This window comes from Bacillus suaedaesalsae (assembly GCF_016890225.1).
In the GTDB taxonomy this organism is placed as follows: domain Bacteria; phylum Bacillota; class Bacilli; order Bacillales; family SA4; genus Bacillus_BS; species Bacillus_BS suaedaesalsae.
This window is the reverse complement of the sequence record NZ_JAFELM010000013.1, coordinates 86,734-104,253: the sequence shown is the minus strand read 5'-3', so window position 1 is coordinate 104,253 and position 17,520 is coordinate 86,734. Positions and strand designations below refer to the sequence as shown.

Annotated in this window: 20 protein-coding genes; 15 read left to right on the top strand and 5 right to left on the bottom strand. The window is 36.6% G+C overall.

Annotated elements, in window-relative coordinates; genetic code table 11:
• Window positions 1-256: 256 nt before the first annotated feature.
• A complete protein-coding gene (locus tag JR050_RS02425; protein ID WP_204202034.1) occupies window positions 257-1,357 on the bottom strand; it encodes a citrate synthase/methylcitrate synthase in 1,101 nt (366 codons plus the stop codon).
• 107 nt (window positions 1,358-1,464) lie between these two features.
• Between JR050_RS02425 and JR050_RS02420 the strand changes: the two genes are divergently transcribed.
• The 3 genes from JR050_RS02420 (at window position 1,465) to JR050_RS02410 (ending at window position 3,404) form a co-directional block, all read left to right on the top strand.
• Window positions 1,465-2,343 carry a LysR family transcriptional regulator gene (locus tag JR050_RS02420; protein WP_204201925.1) on the top strand — a complete coding sequence of 293 codons (879 nt, stop codon included), beginning with the start codon at window positions 1,465-1,467 and terminating at the stop codon, window positions 2,341-2,343.
• Window positions 2,344-2,409: 66 nt separating this feature from the next.
• Entirely contained in the window at window positions 2,410-2,823 is a 414-nt protein-coding gene (locus JR050_RS02415) for a hypothetical protein (protein WP_204201924.1), read from the top strand.
• A gap of 20 nt (window positions 2,824-2,843) precedes the next feature.
• Window positions 2,844-3,404, top strand: a complete 561-nt coding sequence (locus tag JR050_RS02410) for an AAA family ATPase (protein ID WP_204201923.1) — start codon at window positions 2,844-2,846, stop codon at window positions 3,402-3,404.
• Between the two features lie 32 nt (window positions 3,405-3,436).
• On the opposite strand, the gene clpP is transcribed toward JR050_RS02410, so the two are convergent.
• The gene (gene clpP, locus JR050_RS02405) at window positions 3,437-4,060 is read right to left on the bottom strand and encodes an ATP-dependent Clp endopeptidase proteolytic subunit ClpP (RefSeq protein WP_283244041.1); all 624 of its coding nucleotides are present in this window, start codon (window positions 4,058-4,060) and stop codon (window positions 3,437-3,439) included.
• Window positions 4,041-4,751 (bottom strand): sigma-70 family RNA polymerase sigma factor, encoded by a 711-nt coding sequence (locus JR050_RS02400; protein ID WP_204201921.1) that lies wholly within the window; start codon window positions 4,749-4,751, stop codon window positions 4,041-4,043. Before JR050_RS02400 ends, clpP begins: the two co-directional genes overlap by 20 nt.
• A 278-nt stretch (window positions 4,752-5,029) precedes the next feature.
• Between JR050_RS02400 and JR050_RS02395 the strand changes: the two genes are divergently transcribed.
• From JR050_RS02395 to JR050_RS02365, 7 genes are all read left to right on the top strand, one after another.
• Window positions 5,030-5,755 carry an SDR family NAD(P)-dependent oxidoreductase gene (locus JR050_RS02395; RefSeq protein WP_204201920.1) on the top strand — a complete coding sequence of 242 codons (726 nt, stop codon included), beginning with the start codon at window positions 5,030-5,032 and terminating at the stop codon, window positions 5,753-5,755.
• The gene (locus JR050_RS02390) at window positions 5,755-6,792 is read left to right on the top strand and encodes an S-adenosylmethionine:tRNA ribosyltransferase-isomerase (protein WP_204201919.1); all 1,038 of its coding nucleotides are present in this window, start codon (window positions 5,755-5,757) and stop codon (window positions 6,790-6,792) included. Before JR050_RS02395 ends, JR050_RS02390 begins: the two co-directional genes overlap by 1 nt.
• Window positions 6,789-7,175 carry a VOC family protein gene (locus JR050_RS02385; RefSeq protein WP_204201918.1) on the top strand — a complete coding sequence of 129 codons (387 nt, stop codon included), beginning with the start codon at window positions 6,789-6,791 and terminating at the stop codon, window positions 7,173-7,175. The genes JR050_RS02390 and JR050_RS02385 overlap by 4 nt, the downstream gene beginning before the upstream one ends.
• Before the next feature lie 70 nt (window positions 7,176-7,245).
• Window positions 7,246-7,926 (top strand): SurA N-terminal domain-containing protein, encoded by a 681-nt coding sequence (locus JR050_RS02380; protein ID WP_204201917.1) that lies wholly within the window; start codon window positions 7,246-7,248, stop codon window positions 7,924-7,926.
• A 359-nt stretch (window positions 7,927-8,285) separates the two neighbouring features.
• Window positions 8,286-10,004, top strand: coding sequence for a WG repeat-containing protein (locus tag JR050_RS02375; protein WP_204201916.1), 1,719 nt, complete (start codon window positions 8,286-8,288; stop codon window positions 10,002-10,004).
• A 106-nt stretch (window positions 10,005-10,110) separates the two neighbouring features.
• The gene (locus JR050_RS02370; RefSeq protein WP_204201915.1) at window positions 10,111-11,028 is read left to right on the top strand and encodes an EamA family transporter; all 918 of its coding nucleotides are present in this window, start codon (window positions 10,111-10,113) and stop codon (window positions 11,026-11,028) included.
• The gene (locus tag JR050_RS02365; RefSeq protein ID WP_204201914.1) at window positions 11,000-11,923 is read left to right on the top strand and encodes a phosphotransferase; all 924 of its coding nucleotides are present in this window, start codon (window positions 11,000-11,002) and stop codon (window positions 11,921-11,923) included. Before JR050_RS02370 ends, JR050_RS02365 begins: the two co-directional genes overlap by 29 nt.
• On the opposite strand, the gene JR050_RS02360 is transcribed toward JR050_RS02365, so the two are convergent.
• Window positions 11,920-12,642, bottom strand: coding sequence for a tryptophan-rich sensory protein (locus tag JR050_RS02360; RefSeq protein WP_204201913.1), 723 nt, complete (start codon window positions 12,640-12,642; stop codon window positions 11,920-11,922). The two genes, JR050_RS02365 and JR050_RS02360, sit on opposite strands and share 4 nt — an antisense overlap.
• Before the next feature lie 303 nt (window positions 12,643-12,945).
• Between JR050_RS02360 and JR050_RS02355 the strand changes: the two genes are divergently transcribed.
• The 4 genes from JR050_RS02355 to JR050_RS02340 all read left to right on the top strand — a co-directional run bounded on the left by JR050_RS02355 (window position 12,946) and on the right by JR050_RS02340 (window position 15,080).
• Complete coding sequence (locus JR050_RS02355; RefSeq protein ID WP_204201912.1) at window positions 12,946-13,404, top strand: GNAT family N-acetyltransferase; 459 nt, start codon at window positions 12,946-12,948, stop codon at window positions 13,402-13,404.
• A 73-nt stretch (window positions 13,405-13,477) separates the two neighbouring features.
• Window positions 13,478-13,675, top strand: coding sequence for a hypothetical protein (locus tag JR050_RS02350; protein ID WP_204201911.1), 198 nt, complete (start codon window positions 13,478-13,480; stop codon window positions 13,673-13,675).
• 159 nt (window positions 13,676-13,834) lie between these two features.
• Window positions 13,835-13,999 (top strand): YvrJ family protein, encoded by a 165-nt coding sequence (locus tag JR050_RS02345; RefSeq protein WP_204201910.1) that lies wholly within the window; start codon window positions 13,835-13,837, stop codon window positions 13,997-13,999.
• 151 nt (window positions 14,000-14,150) lie between these two features.
• Complete coding sequence (locus JR050_RS02340; protein ID WP_204201909.1) at window positions 14,151-15,080, top strand: manganese-dependent inorganic pyrophosphatase; 930 nt, start codon at window positions 14,151-14,153, stop codon at window positions 15,078-15,080.
• A 37-nt stretch (window positions 15,081-15,117) separates the two neighbouring features.
• On the opposite strand, the gene JR050_RS02335 is transcribed toward JR050_RS02340, so the two are convergent.
• Window positions 15,118-16,071 (bottom strand): magnesium transporter CorA family protein, encoded by a 954-nt coding sequence (locus JR050_RS02335; protein WP_204201908.1) that lies wholly within the window; start codon window positions 16,069-16,071, stop codon window positions 15,118-15,120.
• A 178-nt stretch (window positions 16,072-16,249) separates the two neighbouring features.
• On the opposite strand from JR050_RS02335, the gene JR050_RS02330 reads away from it, so the two are divergent.
• Entirely contained in the window at window positions 16,250-17,482 is a 1,233-nt protein-coding gene (locus tag JR050_RS02330; RefSeq protein WP_204201907.1) for an EAL and HDOD domain-containing protein, read from the top strand.
• Window positions 17,483-17,520: the final 38 nt, after the last annotated feature.

Sequence of the window (17,520 nt, the reverse complement as noted above, 5' to 3'; positions counted from 1 at the left end):
AAAAACTAGTGGAATGGAGCGGAAGACACTCGACTCCTGCGGGAAGTAGAGGAAAGGCTGAGACCCCGCAGGCGTAGCTGAGGAGGCTCAGCTTCCTCCCCGCGGAAAGCGAGTGTCTGCAGCACAATGGAACGAACATGTTCTTCCAGCTTAACTGATTAATAAATAACAAAGGATACGAAAAAAATATAATATTTAATAGGTAGAATAATTTAGATATTATTCGCCTTTGAGGATGATTTATTTAGTTATGTCCCTACCTCTTATTTAATTTTACTAGTTTTCCAACATATTTGGACTGAGGTCTGTAAATGGTATTGTTTTGCGCTTGCTCTAGAACATGTGCTGTCCAGCCGACCAGTCGGCTTGCTGTGAATGTCGGAGTAAAAAGACAAGGGTCCATATTAATAGCTTTCATAATGGCTGCGGAATAAAACTCTACGTTTGTATATAATGCACGACCAGGTTTAAATTCTTCTAGTAGTTTAATAGCCGTTATTTCCACGTGTAAAGCTAAGTCAAGCCACTCATCTTCACCCACTTGCTTAAGGAGAGTATTCTTTAGTGAAACAGCACGGGGATCGTGCGTTTTATATACTCGATGACCAAAGCCCATTAGTTTTTCTCCGTTGCTTAGTTTTTTTCTAATTATCTTTTCAACATTTGAAGTACAAGATACTTCGTCTAGAAAGTGAATTACTTCAGAAGGTGCACCACCATGAAGAGGTCCTTTCATCGTGCCAATCGCAGAGGTAACCGCAGAAATCATATCTGATTCTGTAGAAGCTGTTACTCTTGCAGAAAAAGTTGAAGCGTTCATGCCGTGCTCCATAGTAAGAATCATATAAGTTTCAAGGGCATTTGTTTGTGCAGTTGTTGGCAGTTCTCCGTTTAACATATATAAATAGTTTTCCACATGACCTAAATCAAGACGTGGCTCGATAAATGCTGTTTGATCGACTGAGTGTTTTCGATATGCGATAACTGTCGGAATCATCGAGGTGAGCTTAATTGACTGTGTAATAGTTGGCTTCCAACCGTATTGCAAAGTACCTTCAGCGGAAATGACAGTTCGAAGTACACTCATCATATCTATATCCTTTGGAAGATAATCTACTATCTTTTTTAAATATGATGATAGATTGCGTTGTTTCTTTAACTCCTCTTTAAAAGAAGTTAATTCAGTTTCTGAAGGTAATTCCCCATACCATAATAAATAGGCTACCTCTTCAAATGAGAAATGTTCTGTTAGTTCATTCACTTCATAACCTCGATAAATGAGTAAACCCTTCTCACCATCAATATGACTAATACTCGTTTCGGTTGCGATGACTCCTTTTAAACCAGGCTGTATCATCATTTTCTCCCCTTCCATCATTTGTCTTTATCATATACACTATTTGTAATTAACAAAATTAAATTATCTTAAATGAAACGTTTAATAACTTTAATTAGGGTGAGGGTATGGAATTTAGTTGGTTAACGACATTTATTACGGCAGCTGAATCTGGAAATTTTCGAAAAACGGCAGAATTACTGTTTATATCACAGCCTTCTGTTACCGTTCATATAAAATTGCTAGAAAAAGAGTTAGGAGTAGACCTTTTTCTTAGGGAAGGAAAAAGGGTAAAGCTAACTGAAGAAGGAAGGAAGTTCCTAATTCATTCGAAACGAGTGATGAAAGCGTATGAGGAGGGTCTTGAAGATTTAAGTGCATATACTCAAGGCTACTCAACTAAATTTACGATTGCAATTTCTCCACTTATAGCAGACACCATTTTACCTTTCGTTTTAAAAACGTACTTAAATCAACATCCAGAAGTGGAAATCTCAGTCAAAATTATTGAGTCAGTTGATATTGAAGCAGCAGTGTTGAAGGAAGAGGTTGATATAGGATTATCTTGCTTGCCGGGTAATCATGAGCAACTCATCTCTGAGCTTTTATTTAAAGACCGTGTCATTTTAGTTGCACCTCATGATGGAAGAGATGAAGAGACCGCACCACCTTATGATGAAGAAGAAATTTTAACATCCTCTTACTTACTCACACATAACCATCCTGCTTACTGGGACTCATTGAGTCGTGTAATCAAAACAAAGTACCCGAGCGTTAGAATGATGAAAGTGTCACAAGTCCATATTACGAAAAGATTTATCGCAGAAGGATTAGGTGTATCGTTTTTACCGATTTCAACGGTTCGAAGAGAATTGCTAGAAGGGAGATTAGTAGAAGTTCCTTGTCATCAAATTTCATTGCCGGAAGCATGTACATACGCGATTATGAAGTACGAGCATACAAACCAGCAGGAGTTTCTGAGGTATTTATCTAATTTTAGGATATAGTGATTTTTCATGTTAATTTAAGAGAATATATAGATATAGCATAAAGATAGAAGGGATGAATGCATATTGCTAACAGTAAGAAATGCAGAAAATTACTTAAAACACCAAATGAAAAATACGAAAGATGTAAAACAAGTTTGGGTAGAGTTTAAAAGGTTTGCTCAAATGCCGATTGAAGATGAAGATGATGTTGAAGTTCTTTTTCAGTGTGGATTGAAGGAAGACACATTCTTTTGTCTTGAGTTTGTAAGGCAGTTTACGGTATATGAAGGAGACGAATATTCACATATGGAGCAATTACACTGTGAGTTTACATTCGAACCAATGGAAGAGCTACAAGACTTACAAGCAACAGAATGGTACTTTGAAACTGAAGAAGGAATCGAGGAGTATTTTGATAATATTGAAAGCCTCGAAGAGTTTAAAGCTACTTTGAACTATACACCGTTGCAATTAAAGATATATCAAGAAGAGATATAGAAAACACGGGGGATACATATATGAAATTTATATTAGTATTTGGTCCACAGGCAGTTGGGAAAATGACGGTTGGACATGAGTTAGAGAAGATTACAGATTTGAAACTGTTTCATAATCATATGACAATTGATTTAGTTACACCATTTTTTGATTATGGGACAAAAGAGGGCAAAAGACTGGTTAATTTATTTCGTCAGGAGATATTTGAAGCTGCTGCGAAAAGTGATATGTATGGGATGATTTTTACATTTGTTTGGGCCTTTAATCAGCAAGGAGATTGGGATTATGTAGAGAAAGTATGTAATCTCTTTGAAACAAACGGGGCTACTGTATTTTTTGTAGAGTTAGAGGCAGATGTGGATGAACGACTAGAACGAAATAAAACGGCTCATCGGTTAGAGCATAAACCGTCTAAACGAAATCTAGAGTGGTCTGAACAAGATTTACTTAAATCAATGGACAAATATCGTTTAAACTCACTTGAAGGTGAGATTAAGAAAGAGAATTATATCCGAATAAACAATAAAAACATGAGTGCTGAAGAAGTTGCCCAGATAATTAAAGAAAAGTTTCAGCTATAAGGAGAGCTCGCCCTAGTGGACGAGCTTTGTTCCTATTTATTGGACTTAATTACTTCATCAATAATTCCATATTCCTTCGCTTCTACCGCACTCATGAAATAATCACGATCTGTGTCGGTTGCTACTTTTTCAACTGATTGGCCGGTACGTTCTGCGATAATCTCATTTATATGCTCACGAAGTTTAAGGATGCGTCTTGCGGAAATTTCAATTTCCGTTGCTTGACCTCGAGCTCCTCCTAGAGGCTGATGAATCATAATTTCACTGTTAGGCAGAGCATAGCGTTTACCTTTTGTCCCAGCTAGGAGAAGCATTGCTCCGAATGATGCTGCCATTCCTGTACAAATCGTTCTGACATCTGGCTTAATGTATTGCATCGTATCAAAAATAGCAAAACCAGCTGTCGTGGAGCCTCCGGGGCTGTTGATATAAAGAGAGATGTCTTTATCCGGATCATCAGCTGCTAAAAATAATAATTGAGCAACAACACTGTTTGCGACAGCATCGTTAATTTCATCACTAATCATGATGATGCGATCTTTCAATAGTCTTGAATAAATATCATAAGATCGTTCGCCACGACTTGATTGTTCAATAACATAAGGAATTGTATTCATTGAAAATGCCTCCTTGGCTTTACGCCGCCATGTAGACAATGCTTGAAGGAGATAGAGAACGTCGTGTTTTTTGCATAGAGCATGTAGGTGCTTTTGTTTCCTTTTGTAACGAGCGAATAAATGGGATTGATTGAATGAGAATTGTTGGGTCTTGAGTTAACAACGATTCATTTAAAATGAATTTTATCTGTTTTAATTCCTCATCATCCCAATACGGCATGAGGTGAGTAGACTCTTCATTTTTCAGCCGTTGCTTTGCACGGTGTAAAATGCTTTTAACAGAGGTCTCCGTTGTGTGTAGAATTTCAGCAATTTCATTGTTCTGAAAGAGAAATGCTTCCTTCAACGTTAAAACCATAACTTGCTTTGGTGTTAGATTTGATAGTAGTTTTGTGAGGATATCAAAGCGAATCTCTGCCTGATTTGTATCATCTGTTGTTTGCTCAGAATCAACCTCAGACAATAGCATTTCTTTTTGCCGCTTCCTCACTATGTCAATCCAATGGTTATAAGCCATCTTGTTCACTAAAGAATGACTCAATTCAGGAGCATTGCGGTAATGAGACCAAGCCTTTAACAAAGACTCCTGCACCAAGTCCTCTCCATCCCACTTACTCTGAGTGAGAAACTGACAATACTTTTGAAGCTTCGGATACAAATCCATCATACGCTCATCCAAAACCTGTGGCTGTTGCTCCACACTCTTGGGCGATCTCACATTACTCTCCACAAAATTCACTCCTTCAGCACGTCTCTACCCTTTAAACGAATACCTCCACCAAAAAGATACGGGTCAATAACGTTTTTTTATATTATCCAATAAATAACAGAATGGTGCCAGTCACCACCCGGAATTTGTCGATTTTTCTTTAATAACCCTCTCAGACTAAAGGTGTAGAGAATATCAGTCCATGAAAGGAAGGAAAGTTCATGCTCTTCTACGATTTCATAACCTCTCTGCTTTCTTATACTTAAAGTAATAAGTGGAAATAAAGGAGAGATTTGGATATGAGAATAGAAAACCAAGTTGTCATGATTACTGGTGCTACAAAAGGACTAGGGAAAGCTTTAGCATTTGCATTCGCACAGAAAGGATATCGATTGGCCATTTGTGCAAGAAGTGAAGATCAATTAGTTGAAGTGAAGAACGAGCTCGAGGAGATTGGAGCAGAGGTGGTTGCAGTGAAGGCGGATACTTCAAATGAACAAGATGTTGATCGTTTTGTATCGGTTGTAGAAAGTGTTTTTGGAAGAATTGATGTGTTAATTAACAATGCTTCAATCTTTGGACCTGGCCCGACACTGCTGTTAGACTTTCCGAATGCTGATTTTGCAGAAGTATTACGTGTTAATGTTCTGAATCCGTTTCTAGTGACGAAGCGAGTGTTGCCAGGAATGATCACGAGAGACCACGGTTCAATCATTAATGTAACGTCTGAAGCAGGAAGGACAGGGTTTGCTGAATGGGGAGTTTACGGAATATCAAAGTTCGCGGTGGAAGGCTTAACACAAACGTGGGTAGAGGAATTACAAGACACTAATGTACGAATGAATATGGTCGACCCGGGGGAAATGGACACAGAGATGCATGAAATCGCGGTTCCAAATTGCGATTACGAGCTAGCAAAACCAGAAAATGTAGTTGATGTGTTCTTATATTTAGCTTCCAGTGATGCACTAGGGGTTAATGGGAGTCGTTTACAAGCACAACAATTTGTCAGAGGTGAAGTGTGATGGCACTAACAAAAAACTTATTCAACGTCCCAAATAATTTAAATGCGAATCATCCGATAGAAGTGTCAGGCAGAGCTCGTGATGATGTGAAATTAATGGTGTTAGACAGTCTGACTGGCCGAACAATTCATCAGAAGTTTCATGACTTAGTATCGTTTATAAAAGCGGGTGATGTTTTAGTCCTTAACAACAGTCGTACAATTCCGTCTGTACTAAAAGGTAAGCAAGGGAAACGTGATATTGAAGTGCGCTTATCGAGAAGAGTGACGAATGACAGTTGGGAAGTTTTAATTGTTGGTGGACTGTATGCAAGTGATAAACAAATTGATTTTTCAAATGGGATTACTGCATGTATTGAGGGGGAAGGTAGCGAGCTTCCACTTCTGATGATTCGATTTAGTGTATCTGGTCAAAGACTTTATGAGATGTTCTATCAGTATGGTGAACCTATACGCTATGAGTATATTGAAACGCCTTGGCCACTGGATGCTTATCAAACGGTGTATGCATCAGTACCTGGTTCAGTTGAAATGCCCTCTGCAGGTCGTGCCTTTACGTGGAAACTAATCAATCAGTTAAAGCGAAAAGGTGTATCAGTAGTGTTTTTACAGCTACACGCTGGGTTAAGTTACTATGGAAATGACCATTGGCCGGTGCCAAGTCATCATCCTGAAAGCTATAATATCCCAGAAGAGACAGCGAGAATTATTAATGACGCAAAGAAAAAAGGTAATAGAATTATCGCAGTCGGAACAACTGTCGTTCGTACAATTGAAACTGTTGCCGACCAATGTGGATTTGTTCAATCTGGTGAAGGAATCACAACACTTTATATTAAAAAAGGAACTCCATTAAAATGTGTAGATGGACTTGTTACAGGTATGCATGAACCAGAAGCAAGTCACTTGGATCTGTTGAGCACACTAATCGAAAAAGAAAAGCTGATGTCAGCGTATCGAGAAGCAATTCAAAAAGAATATTTATGGCATGAATTCGGTGATATGAACTTAATTATTCCGATGGAGAACAATCAATGAGAGCCCATCATATCGGAATTTTTGTAAATGATTTAGAGCAATCAGAACAATTTTACACACTGTTTGGCTACGATGTTGAATATCGCTTCACATTAAATGAAGAAGAAATAAGCTTTATGAGTAGCGCGGAGGGGAAAATTAAGATTGAGCTAATAAAAGCAAAAGATGTTACACCGATAGAAGGAACCATTCACCTTGCGTGGGAAGTAAACGACTTCGAAAAAGCTTTAGAAAACCTTTCATTAAACGGGCTTCATCCAATCGAAGGACCACTCTCCTTGCACAACGGATGGAAAACAGCATTCTACCAAGGTCCGAATGAAGAGGTGATTGAAATACTCTGCGGTGCCTGTCACTACCCGAATATTGTCGAATTTTCTTAAGAGATGCATGTCCACTCTTCATATGTTAAAATGAATGAAGGCAACTGACCGATGAAGGGGGACTAGCAAAATGAAGAAGAATTTTTTTGCTGCAGTAGCAGTCGCTACTAGCATTATGCTACTAGGTGCATGTAATAGTGATAAGGAAGAGAAAGCGAAGGACGGCGACAAGAAGGAAGCTGTTGCTTCTGTTAATGGGGTCGACATCCCTCGTTCTGAATATGATATTTTGCTAGAGGAAACGAAGGCAATGTACGCAATGCAAGGTATGACTGAAGAAAATATGGATGAAGCGACTAAAAAGCAAATGGAAACGCAAGTGATAGATCAGTTAATTAATACTGAACTTCTATTCCAACAAGCAAAAGAAGATAAGATTACAATTTCAAAAGAAGACATTGATAAGAGGCTAGAGGAAATGAAAGCAAACTTCGATGATGAAAAGAAGTTTAAAGATGCTCTAGAAGAAAATAAGTTAACGGAAGAGTCCTTAAAAGAAAGAATTGAAAAGGATCTACTGATTACTCAATATTTAGATAAGAATATTGGAGAAGTTAACGTAACAGATGCTGAAATTCAAGCTTCATATGAAAAATACAAAGAATCGATGAAAAATTCTGATCAAGAAGCGCCAGCTCTAGAAGACGTGAAGGAACAACTCAAGCAACAAACAATTGCTGAGAAAGAACAAAATAAAGTTGTTCTTATTCTTCAAGGCTTACGTGGTGAGAGTGAAATCAAAACATTTTAATAATTAGGTCTCCTGCGTAATGCAGGGGATTTTTTTTCGGCTTATCAGAATTTATCTCCATAATTCTGATAAGCATAAGTAAAACTAAGGCAATTGCCTTCGTCTAAATACTTGGCGCTAGCCAAGTAAAGCCCAAAGTATCTTACTATTCAAATTCGACGATATCATTGAAAAATCGGACAGATACACATCGGAAAATTTTCTCTAAGAGTTATTTTAGATCCCTATCGTTCGAATGTATCCAAAACACAACACGAATGATCTGCAAAAACTCACTTAATCCATCCAAAAAACCTCGGCACAATCATTATTCTTTCTCCATAAGATAATTAGACTAGATAGGCTAAAGGAGACTGTAAATGGAGAAAAGAAGAATGATGTTATTTCCAGCACCAGTAAGAACAGCGAAAGGCACATTTTGGGGATATATAGATAAAAAAGGTGAGTTTGCTGTTCAACCTATTTTTCAATATGCAATGGATTTTCAAGTTAACGGACTTGCAGTTGTAGAGGTCAATGGTCAATATGGAATTATAAACGAGTTCGGCAAGTTTGTTGTTAAGCCAAGTTACTGGTCTATATCTGATTTTGAAGAGGGTCGTGCGATTGTCGTAAATGACAAAGGTTCTTTCGTTATGAATGAACAAGGAAAATTACTCACCTCCAAACCGTATACGTATATCAGGACATATCAAGAATCAAGAGCAGTCTTTTCCATTATGAAAAATAATACATCTTTGTATGGGTACTTAGATCTCAGTGGGAAGGAAATTATCCCTGCTCAATACCAAACGGCTAATAATTTTCAAAATATGACGGCGATTGTTCAATCAGTGGAAAGAAATTTCAAGCTGATTGATCAAAAAGGTGCTGTCAAACAAACGTACAACTATCCATTTGTCGGCATGCAAGGTGAAGGATTTCTTGCGTTTAAGGAAGTAGATAGCTATGATGCAAAGTTTGGTGTAATGACCTTAGCGGGAAACGTGATGATTCCACCAACTTATTCTGGCTTTCAACCATTTCAAAATGGCTTAGCTGTCGTAAATGTAGCAGAGGACTATACGAATAAATTTGGTGTAATTAATATAGAAGGAAAATACGTCATACAACCAATCTATAATGATGTGAATTTATTAGGAGAAAATAGAATAGCAGTCGGTAAAGCAATTCAGGAAGATGAGCCATTTCGTGGATCAATGTTTGCAGTTGCAACATCTAGAGGTGCGCTATTAACCGACTTTGAATTTACACAAGTACTTCCATACGAAAAAGGCTTTGCTTCAGCTAGTAATAACGAATCTACCTTTTTTATAAACCGAAGTGGCAAAGTCGTACAAAGCTTGCCGATTTTAAAGGGAAGTGGAACACTAAGTTTTGAAGGTGACATAATAAAGGCCAATGTGGATCTTAGAATTTCGTACTACACACTAACTGGACAACAAATTTGGAAACAAAACACCGTCATTCCTCTGTCTCGAAAATACAAAGTATTAGAGGGAAAGTTCAGACCAAATCAAAACTATCTCGTTTACTATCCTCAAGTAGAAGGTATGCAATCTGATGTTCTTGAAAAGCAAGTAAATCAACAACTTCGAAATCTATCAATGTCAAAGGAGTCTGAAGAGAATTTAGCAAACTCTGAGTATACGGCTGACTTTGATATTGAGTTTTTCAAAAAGCAATTACTTGTTTTAGAGCTACACTCTTATATATACCCTTTTGGTGCAGCACACGGAATGCCGTCAAAAGTCTTTCCTCACATTGATTTGCAAACAGGCGTTTTTTATCAATTAAAGGATCTATTTAAAGAAAACAGCGATTACGTAACAATACTAAGTGCAATCATCCAGGAACAAATAAAAACAGATGAACAATATTCGTACGTTTTTCCAGATGCATATAAAGGTATTTCACCTGATCAACCATTTTATGTTTCAGAAGAAGCGTTGTACATTTACTTTTTACCATATGAAATAGTGCCTTATGCAGCGGGATTCCCAACCTTTAAAATACCCTACACTCAACTTGAAACAATCCTATATAAAGAAGGCTTGTTTTGGAAATCGTTTCATTAATAGACAAAGGCTAGCGTTTCATCATCACGCTAGCTCTATTTTTTCGTTCATTGTATTCAATTGTCTAAATATTTGCTATGATTTGAACGATAAGGAGGAATTGTGTGTGAATCAAAAATTAGCTTATGTATTCATCATCATAGCAGCTGTATTTTGGGGGATCATCGGTATTTTTGTTACAAAGCTTTATGAGCTTGGTTTTACTCCAACGCAAGTTGTCACGATACGTGCTGTTTCTGCCTCGTTATTTTTGCTTATTTACATAGTAATAAAAAATCGTAACCTATTAAAAATAAATATGACCGACTCCAAGTACTTTGTCGGTACGGGTATTATTAGTTTTGTTTTCTTTAATTGGTGTTTGTTCCACGCGATCCAAGAAACGTCCATTTCCATTGCAACAATTTTACTTTACACAGCACCTGCATTTGTTACCCTCTTTTCTAGATTGCTGTTTAAGGAATCACTCACAGTAATGAAAGTATTGGCTTTGGTGTTAACACTACTAGGTTGTTCATTTGTAGTTGGTATTTTTCCTACAAATCAATCAGCTATTACATTGTACGGAATGATACTAGGGCTAGGGTCAGGTTTCTTTTATGCGCTATATACGATTTTTGGAAAACAAGCATTAGCAAAATATGATTCATTAACGGTAACTGTATATACATTTATCTTCGCTGCGATTGCTGTAATACCATTCAGCGATGTAAGTAACTTTATTTTATTATTTTCTTCTAAAGAAGCATGGATGTATGGCATCGGAATTGGGTTATTGTCCACAACCTTATCGTTTATTTTCTATACGAAAGGCTTAACAGCAGTTGAATCAAGCCGTGCATCCATCATGGCAACAATAGAGCCAGTGGTTGCTTCGATATTAAGTTTTCTACTATTTAACGAAATGTTAACGTGGGTTCAGTATGTTGGAATTTTTCTAGTTATTGTGGCTGTCATTATGGTTCAAGATGTAAAAGGTAGGAGAAATGTTAAAAGTGAAAAAGGAATTAATTCGGTTATATAACATAAATAAAGATTCACTAAAACAAATGACTGACGGATTTCAAAATCTTGTTTATTCCTATGAATCTACAGGGGAAGAACGAATCTTAAGAGTTACATCCATGACTAAAAGAAGTTATGCAATGATTGAAGAGGAATTGCAATGGATTCACTATTTGTCTGAAAAAGGCATATCTGTTGCAGGTGCAATCCCTTCTATAAATGGTAATCTAATTGAAATGATGGATGATTTTTATGTAACAGCATTCCATAAAGCAAACGGAAGCCACGTGCACGTCGATGACCTTGCACAATGGAACAAAAGCTTTTTTGAAAAGTGGGGGCAAACGGTTGGGAAATTACATAACGCTTCAAAAAGTTACCCAATTTCAAAAAATCGACCAACTTGGAGTAAGCAAAATCGTGACTTATATCAATTTCAACTAGAAGGAACAATCAAGGGGAAATATGAAAAACTGTTAAAGGAATTAGATTCGTTTGAAGTAACAAAGGACACCTTTGGTCTCGTTCACTTTGATTTACATCAAGGGAACTTCTTTGTTCATGACAATGATATAACGCTATTTGATTTTGATGATTGCTCCTATTATTGGTTTGCACACGATATTGCTGTTTCTTATTATCATGCGTACTGGCAGTCAACGTCATGGCATCCAGAATGGAAAACATTTGGAGAGGATTTTTTACATTCCTTTTTAGATGGGTACAAACATCAAAACACTTTATCAGATGAAATGATCAAGCACATTCCAACCTTCTTAAAAATCCGAGATATATTTTTATATCAACTTTTTCAAGAAAAATGGAATCACGACCAATTACTAGATTGGCAAAAAGAGAAGCTTGATGAACTATTATTTAATATAGAAAATGAAGTAACGTATCCAATTTTTTAAAAGCTTTTCTTCTTTATAAATATAGAACTAATCAGGAGAACACCTGCTAAACCAAAGGCCACATATGATAAGAAAGGGTTACTGTTAAATTGTTTAATCCCGATTCCTACATATGCCCAACTGATGACGAGGGGAATCCAACGATCTAAATACGTCACTCTAAAACTCAAGGCTATCGCAAAACCAAAAAACAAGAAAACAATTGTCCATATTACTTGAGCTGAAACAAATACATCCCAGTTAATATAAACAAGGTAATAGCTTATGTTTACAAGTGAGGCGATGATAATCCAACCTAAGTAAACGGAAAAAGGAACTCGTTCAAATTCCTGTGTCATCAGCACGGTAAGTTTACGATAAAGAAGGAGAAGCGTGACGAGTAAGCTTAGCATGACCACAACAGAAAGAAGAAATAATTCATAATGCCAAACAATGATCCACAAGCTATTTAAAAGACAACTAACAATGAATAGCAAACTTGTTTCACTGTAAATAGGTAAACTTCTCCGAGAAGGAAAGAACGAATATAATAGCCAAATAGCAAGCAATACATAAATGAATCCCCAGATTGAAAACGCATAATTAGCAGGCTGAATAAACACAGGAAGTCGATTAGATATTTCTCCAGTAGTTTGCTCATTAATAGGGATTGTTTCTGCTGCGATATTTACAGCTATCATGATAAGATAAGCAAGCACATTTAAATATAAATGTTTCATCATTTTCCTCCTAGGGGTTAGGCTTATCCTTAGTTTACTCACATAGTAGTATAAGAATGATTATTAATGGCTGTTTTCGCATATTTTGTTTTTTAGTTGGTTATTTTTCGCTCCACTCCACTTGCAGCACTTGCTTTCCGCGGGGAGAAAGTCGAGCCTCCCCGGCTTCGCCTGTGGGGCCAGAGACCTTTTCTCATCTTCCCGCAGGAGTCAAGTGTCTTCCGCTCCATTACTCTATAGAGATTTATTATTTATGCAAAGTAACATTCCTTATGAAAACAGCTAGTGAAAAGAGGAAGATCTATGATAAAAGATATAACACTAGGCTATGATCAACAAACAAAAGAGCTATATGAAATGCAGAAAGCTTCCTATCTAATTGAAGCAAAGTTGATTAATTATTATGAAATACCACCGCTCGTTGAAACGTTTGAACAGCTTGTAAAATGCGGTGAGAAATTTATGGCTTACCTTGAGGACGAAAAGCTCTTAGGTGCAATTTCCTACACAGTTGAAAATCAGGAATTAACAATCTGTCGCATGATTGTCCACCCTCATCATTTTCGAAAAGGAATAGCAGGTACACTTCTTCTTGCAGTTGAAGAAAAAGCTATATCGAATAAAAGTATTAAAGTGTCAACGGGTAAAGACAATACACCAGCTAAAAACTTATACATAAAACATAACTTCACTTTGTTGCAGGATATCGAAGTAGCTCCAGGGCTGTACATAAGTTTATTTGGAAAAAATTTATTAGGATAAATGTCACATAAAGTTCGCAATCAATCCTCCTGTATTCTGATAAGATATATATAGTAAGTAAGGAGGGAATATAATGAACTACGAAGCAATCGTAACGATTGGTGCAATATGTATGGCATTTGGATTTATGGGATTAATTTGGGCACAGCTTAACGACCGAAATCCAGAAGCAGGTGCCTATTTACCATTCTTTCCAGGTCTACTCTCAATCGGTGGAGTATTAATGATAGTAGTAGGCTTCATCAGCCCACTTCTACTCAACTCCCACTAAAATATATACCAAAAAACCTACAACCTCTGAAAGACATTTGTCTTTTAGAGGTTTTTTATAATCCCAAATCCCCAACCCCAAATTGGGGCAAAAAAGATATATATAAAATAGGAGTGGTGCCTGTCACTACCCGAGTTTTGTCGAAAGGAGTCGAAAAATATGGAGCAGCTATTACCGTATATTAGTGAAGTGGGGTTTCCGATTATTGTAACCCTATACTTGCTACATCGGATTGAGGCGAAACTACTCATGTTAAATGAGTCCATTCAACGTCTACCGCTGGAGTTGCGTGAAGAATTGGCAATCGTAAAAAGGCCTGTGTAACTGACACACAGGCCCTTTTGACACTTTTTTTTCGAACTCACAGCAACGATATAGAAAAATAAATCTCTTACTGATATACTGACAATTGGTAAAGTGAAAAATGACCGTTCCTCTTTAAAGGAATGATACTTAAGTAAAAGGAGTCGTCACAATGGAAAAGGTACTTATTTTTGGACACAAAAACCCAGATACAGATTCAATTTGTTCAGCTCTTGCATATGCTGATTTAAAAACAAAACTTGGACAAGATGTTGAAGCAGTACGTTTAGGTAACATAAATGCAGAAACACGCTATGCATTAGATTACTTCAAAGCAACTGAACCACGCTTAGTTGAAACAGTTTCCAATGAAGTAAACGCAGTTATTTTAGTTGACCACAATGAGCGTCAACAAAGTGTTTCTGACATTGAAAAGGTACAAATTAAAGAAGTAATTGATCACCACCGTATCGCAAACTTTGAAACAAGTGATCCATTATACTTCCGTGCAGAGCCAGTTGGTTGTACAGCGACAATTCTTAACAAAATGTACAAAGAAAATGGTATTGCAATTTCAAAGGAAGTTGCAGGTTTAATGCTTTCTGCTATCATCTCTGACTCGTTACTATTTAAATCACCAACTTGTACACAAGAAGACATAGCTGCTGCACGCGAGCTTGCTAGTCTTGCTGAAGTGGATGCAGATGCTTACGGTCTAGAGATGCTAAAAGCAGGAGCAAACTTATCAGATAAAACAATTGCTGAGCTCATTTCTTTAGATTCTAAAGAATTTGAAATGGGTGCATCAAAAGTTGAAATTGCACAAGTGAATGCGGTTGATACAAATGATGTTATGTCTCGTCAAGCTGAACTAGAAGGTGCGTTAAAGACTGTTATTAATGAGAAAAACTTAGACTTATTCTTATTAGTTGTAACAGACATCTTAACTAACGATTCTGTTGCACTTGCACTAGGTAATAAAGCAAAGGCAGTAGAAGAAGCATTTGGAGTGTCGTTAGAAAACAACACAGCAACACTAAAAGGTGTTGTTTCAAGAAAAAAACAAGTGGTTCCAGTATTAACAAATACATTAACAAAATAATAAAAGTAGGTGGGCCTCGTAATTCCTAGAGGTCCACCTATTTATTTTCACCCTTTCCCCACCATCCCTTTTTACGGAAATAAAATGCGATGGAAAGTCCAGTTATGACCATTAACACAAGGGCATAGAGATAGCCATAATCCCACTTTAACTCAGGAATAACCTCGAAGTTCATCCCATATAAACCTGCTAAAAATGTCATTGGAATAAAAATAACACTCACAAGGGTCAAAGTTTTCATGATCGTATTTGAATGATCTGCCTTAAGCGTCAATTGTAAATTAAATATACTGTTTAAGCTTTCTTTAAATGTGTCCAGCGCACTAACGACTCGAGAGTAGTTGTTATTAAGACTTTTAATAAAATAACTCGACTCTTCACTTGCAAAGGGAAATGTATCAGAACTAATCGTTTCCATTACATCTTCCTGCGCCTCAATCGTCTGTCTTAATTCGTGTAATGTTGCTTTCCACCGGTATACACTTCTTGCGATTTTGTTTTCGAAGGGGTCTTTAAACACTTTTTTCTCCAGGTTTTGAATTTCATCAGAAATATGATCAATAACCTCCAAATCCTGTGATATTATTTGATCGAAGATGTGAAACAAGATCATTCCAACATCAGACATGCTTTCTGGATTGTCAATAAACGGTTTTTCTAGATGTTTAGCAAGCTGAAGGTCCTTCTCAACTTTTGAGATGACATAATTGTGACCGACTAAAATGGTGATTTTTGCCCGTGTGTAGTCCTCTTGAATAGCAATAATCGATATAATTGCCTCATTTTTAAAAACGTCAATCTTCGGGATGTCACTAAATTCCTGTAGCCCTTTCCTTGCAAGTGGATGGATGTCCAACTGCTCGATAAACGGTTCAAATTGCTCCGAATTAGTTGGATGGAAATGAATCCAGGCAATATCGTTTGTTGACGAAGGAAGAGAGAATTCGTTCTTGCATGTCACAGTTTTATTACTTGATGAGTATGTTAGCATCTAAAGGTCTCCTATTGTTGGATAAATCTAGTTTATATCATTTCCTAGAATCTTATGTTAGAGTTTCAAAAATCGATAATTAGTACAAAATAACCATTAGAACATAGTTCTTTATGTCTAAAACTTGGCAAAAAATGCTATCAATACCTTTCCTGTTTTAGTATAATGTGAAAAAGTAATGCATCAGGGGGATTTTCATGGAGGTTTTGTAGCAAGGCAACCAATACTTGATAAAAATGAAAACTTATACGGTTATGAATTGTTATATCGAAATGGACAAGTTGATTTTTACAATCACTTTGACGGAGACAATGCCACGATTGATGTATTGGTGAACAGCTTTATAACCATTGGAGTAGATAAAGTTTCAGAGCAAAAAAAGTGCTTTATAAACTTCACAGAAAGCCTCTTGTTAAATGGATTCCCAACGTATTTTCCTGCAGAGTATGTAGTTGTAGAAATTCTAGAGGACATTGAACCGACTGAAGAAATCATCCGGTCTATCAAAGAGTTAAAAAAGCTAGGCTACATTATTGCATTAGATGATTTTATTTATGAAGATAAATATTTTGAACTCGTGAAACTAGCAGACATTATTAAGGTTGAGTTCCCTAAAGCTACCTTTGAACAACATAAAAAGTTTTTACTACTATCAAAGGAGTATGAAATTAAACTATTGGCTGAAAAGGTTGAAACTAGACAAGAATTTGATTTAGCTGTTAAGTTGGGTTATCACCTTTTTCAAGGCTATTTCTTTAGTAAACCGGTATTAATTAAAGCGGATGATGTACCTGTTTATTCACATTTCCACTTTGATATTATTCAAGAGATTAATAAGCCAGATCCGGATATAGGTATCGTTACGAGCTTGGTAGAAAGAGATGTTGCACTATCGTATAAGCTTTTAAAAGTGATTAATACAGCATCTTATGAAATGAAACGAAAGGTGACCTCTATTAAACAAGCAATCGTGTTATTAGGATTAACAGAAGTGAGAAAATGGGTAACCGTCATTTCGTTATCTGGCTTAACAAAGGACATTCCTGATCAAGCTATTCACTTATCACTAACTCGAGCAAAGATGGGGGAAAATTTATCAGACTATCTAGGGATAGATAGTTCAGAGTTATTCATGCTTGGAATGTTTTCGATTATTGATGTTTTATTACATCGTCCGATGGAAATTGCAATTGAAGGTTTACCGTTTTCGCTAGAAGTAAAGGAAGCTCTTTTAGGAGAAGAAAATGTATATACAGATATACTTTCATTAATGAAATCTCTTGAAACGTGTAATTGGGAGCAGTTTACAATTTATAGTGAAAAATTAAACATAAACGAAGAAACTTCACTGCATTGCTATTCCAAAGCAATGGAACGGTCTAATTATATTGTAGAAGTGACAGCTTCCTAAAATGGAAAAGCCTTTGGGGGGATGCCCCAAAGGCTTTT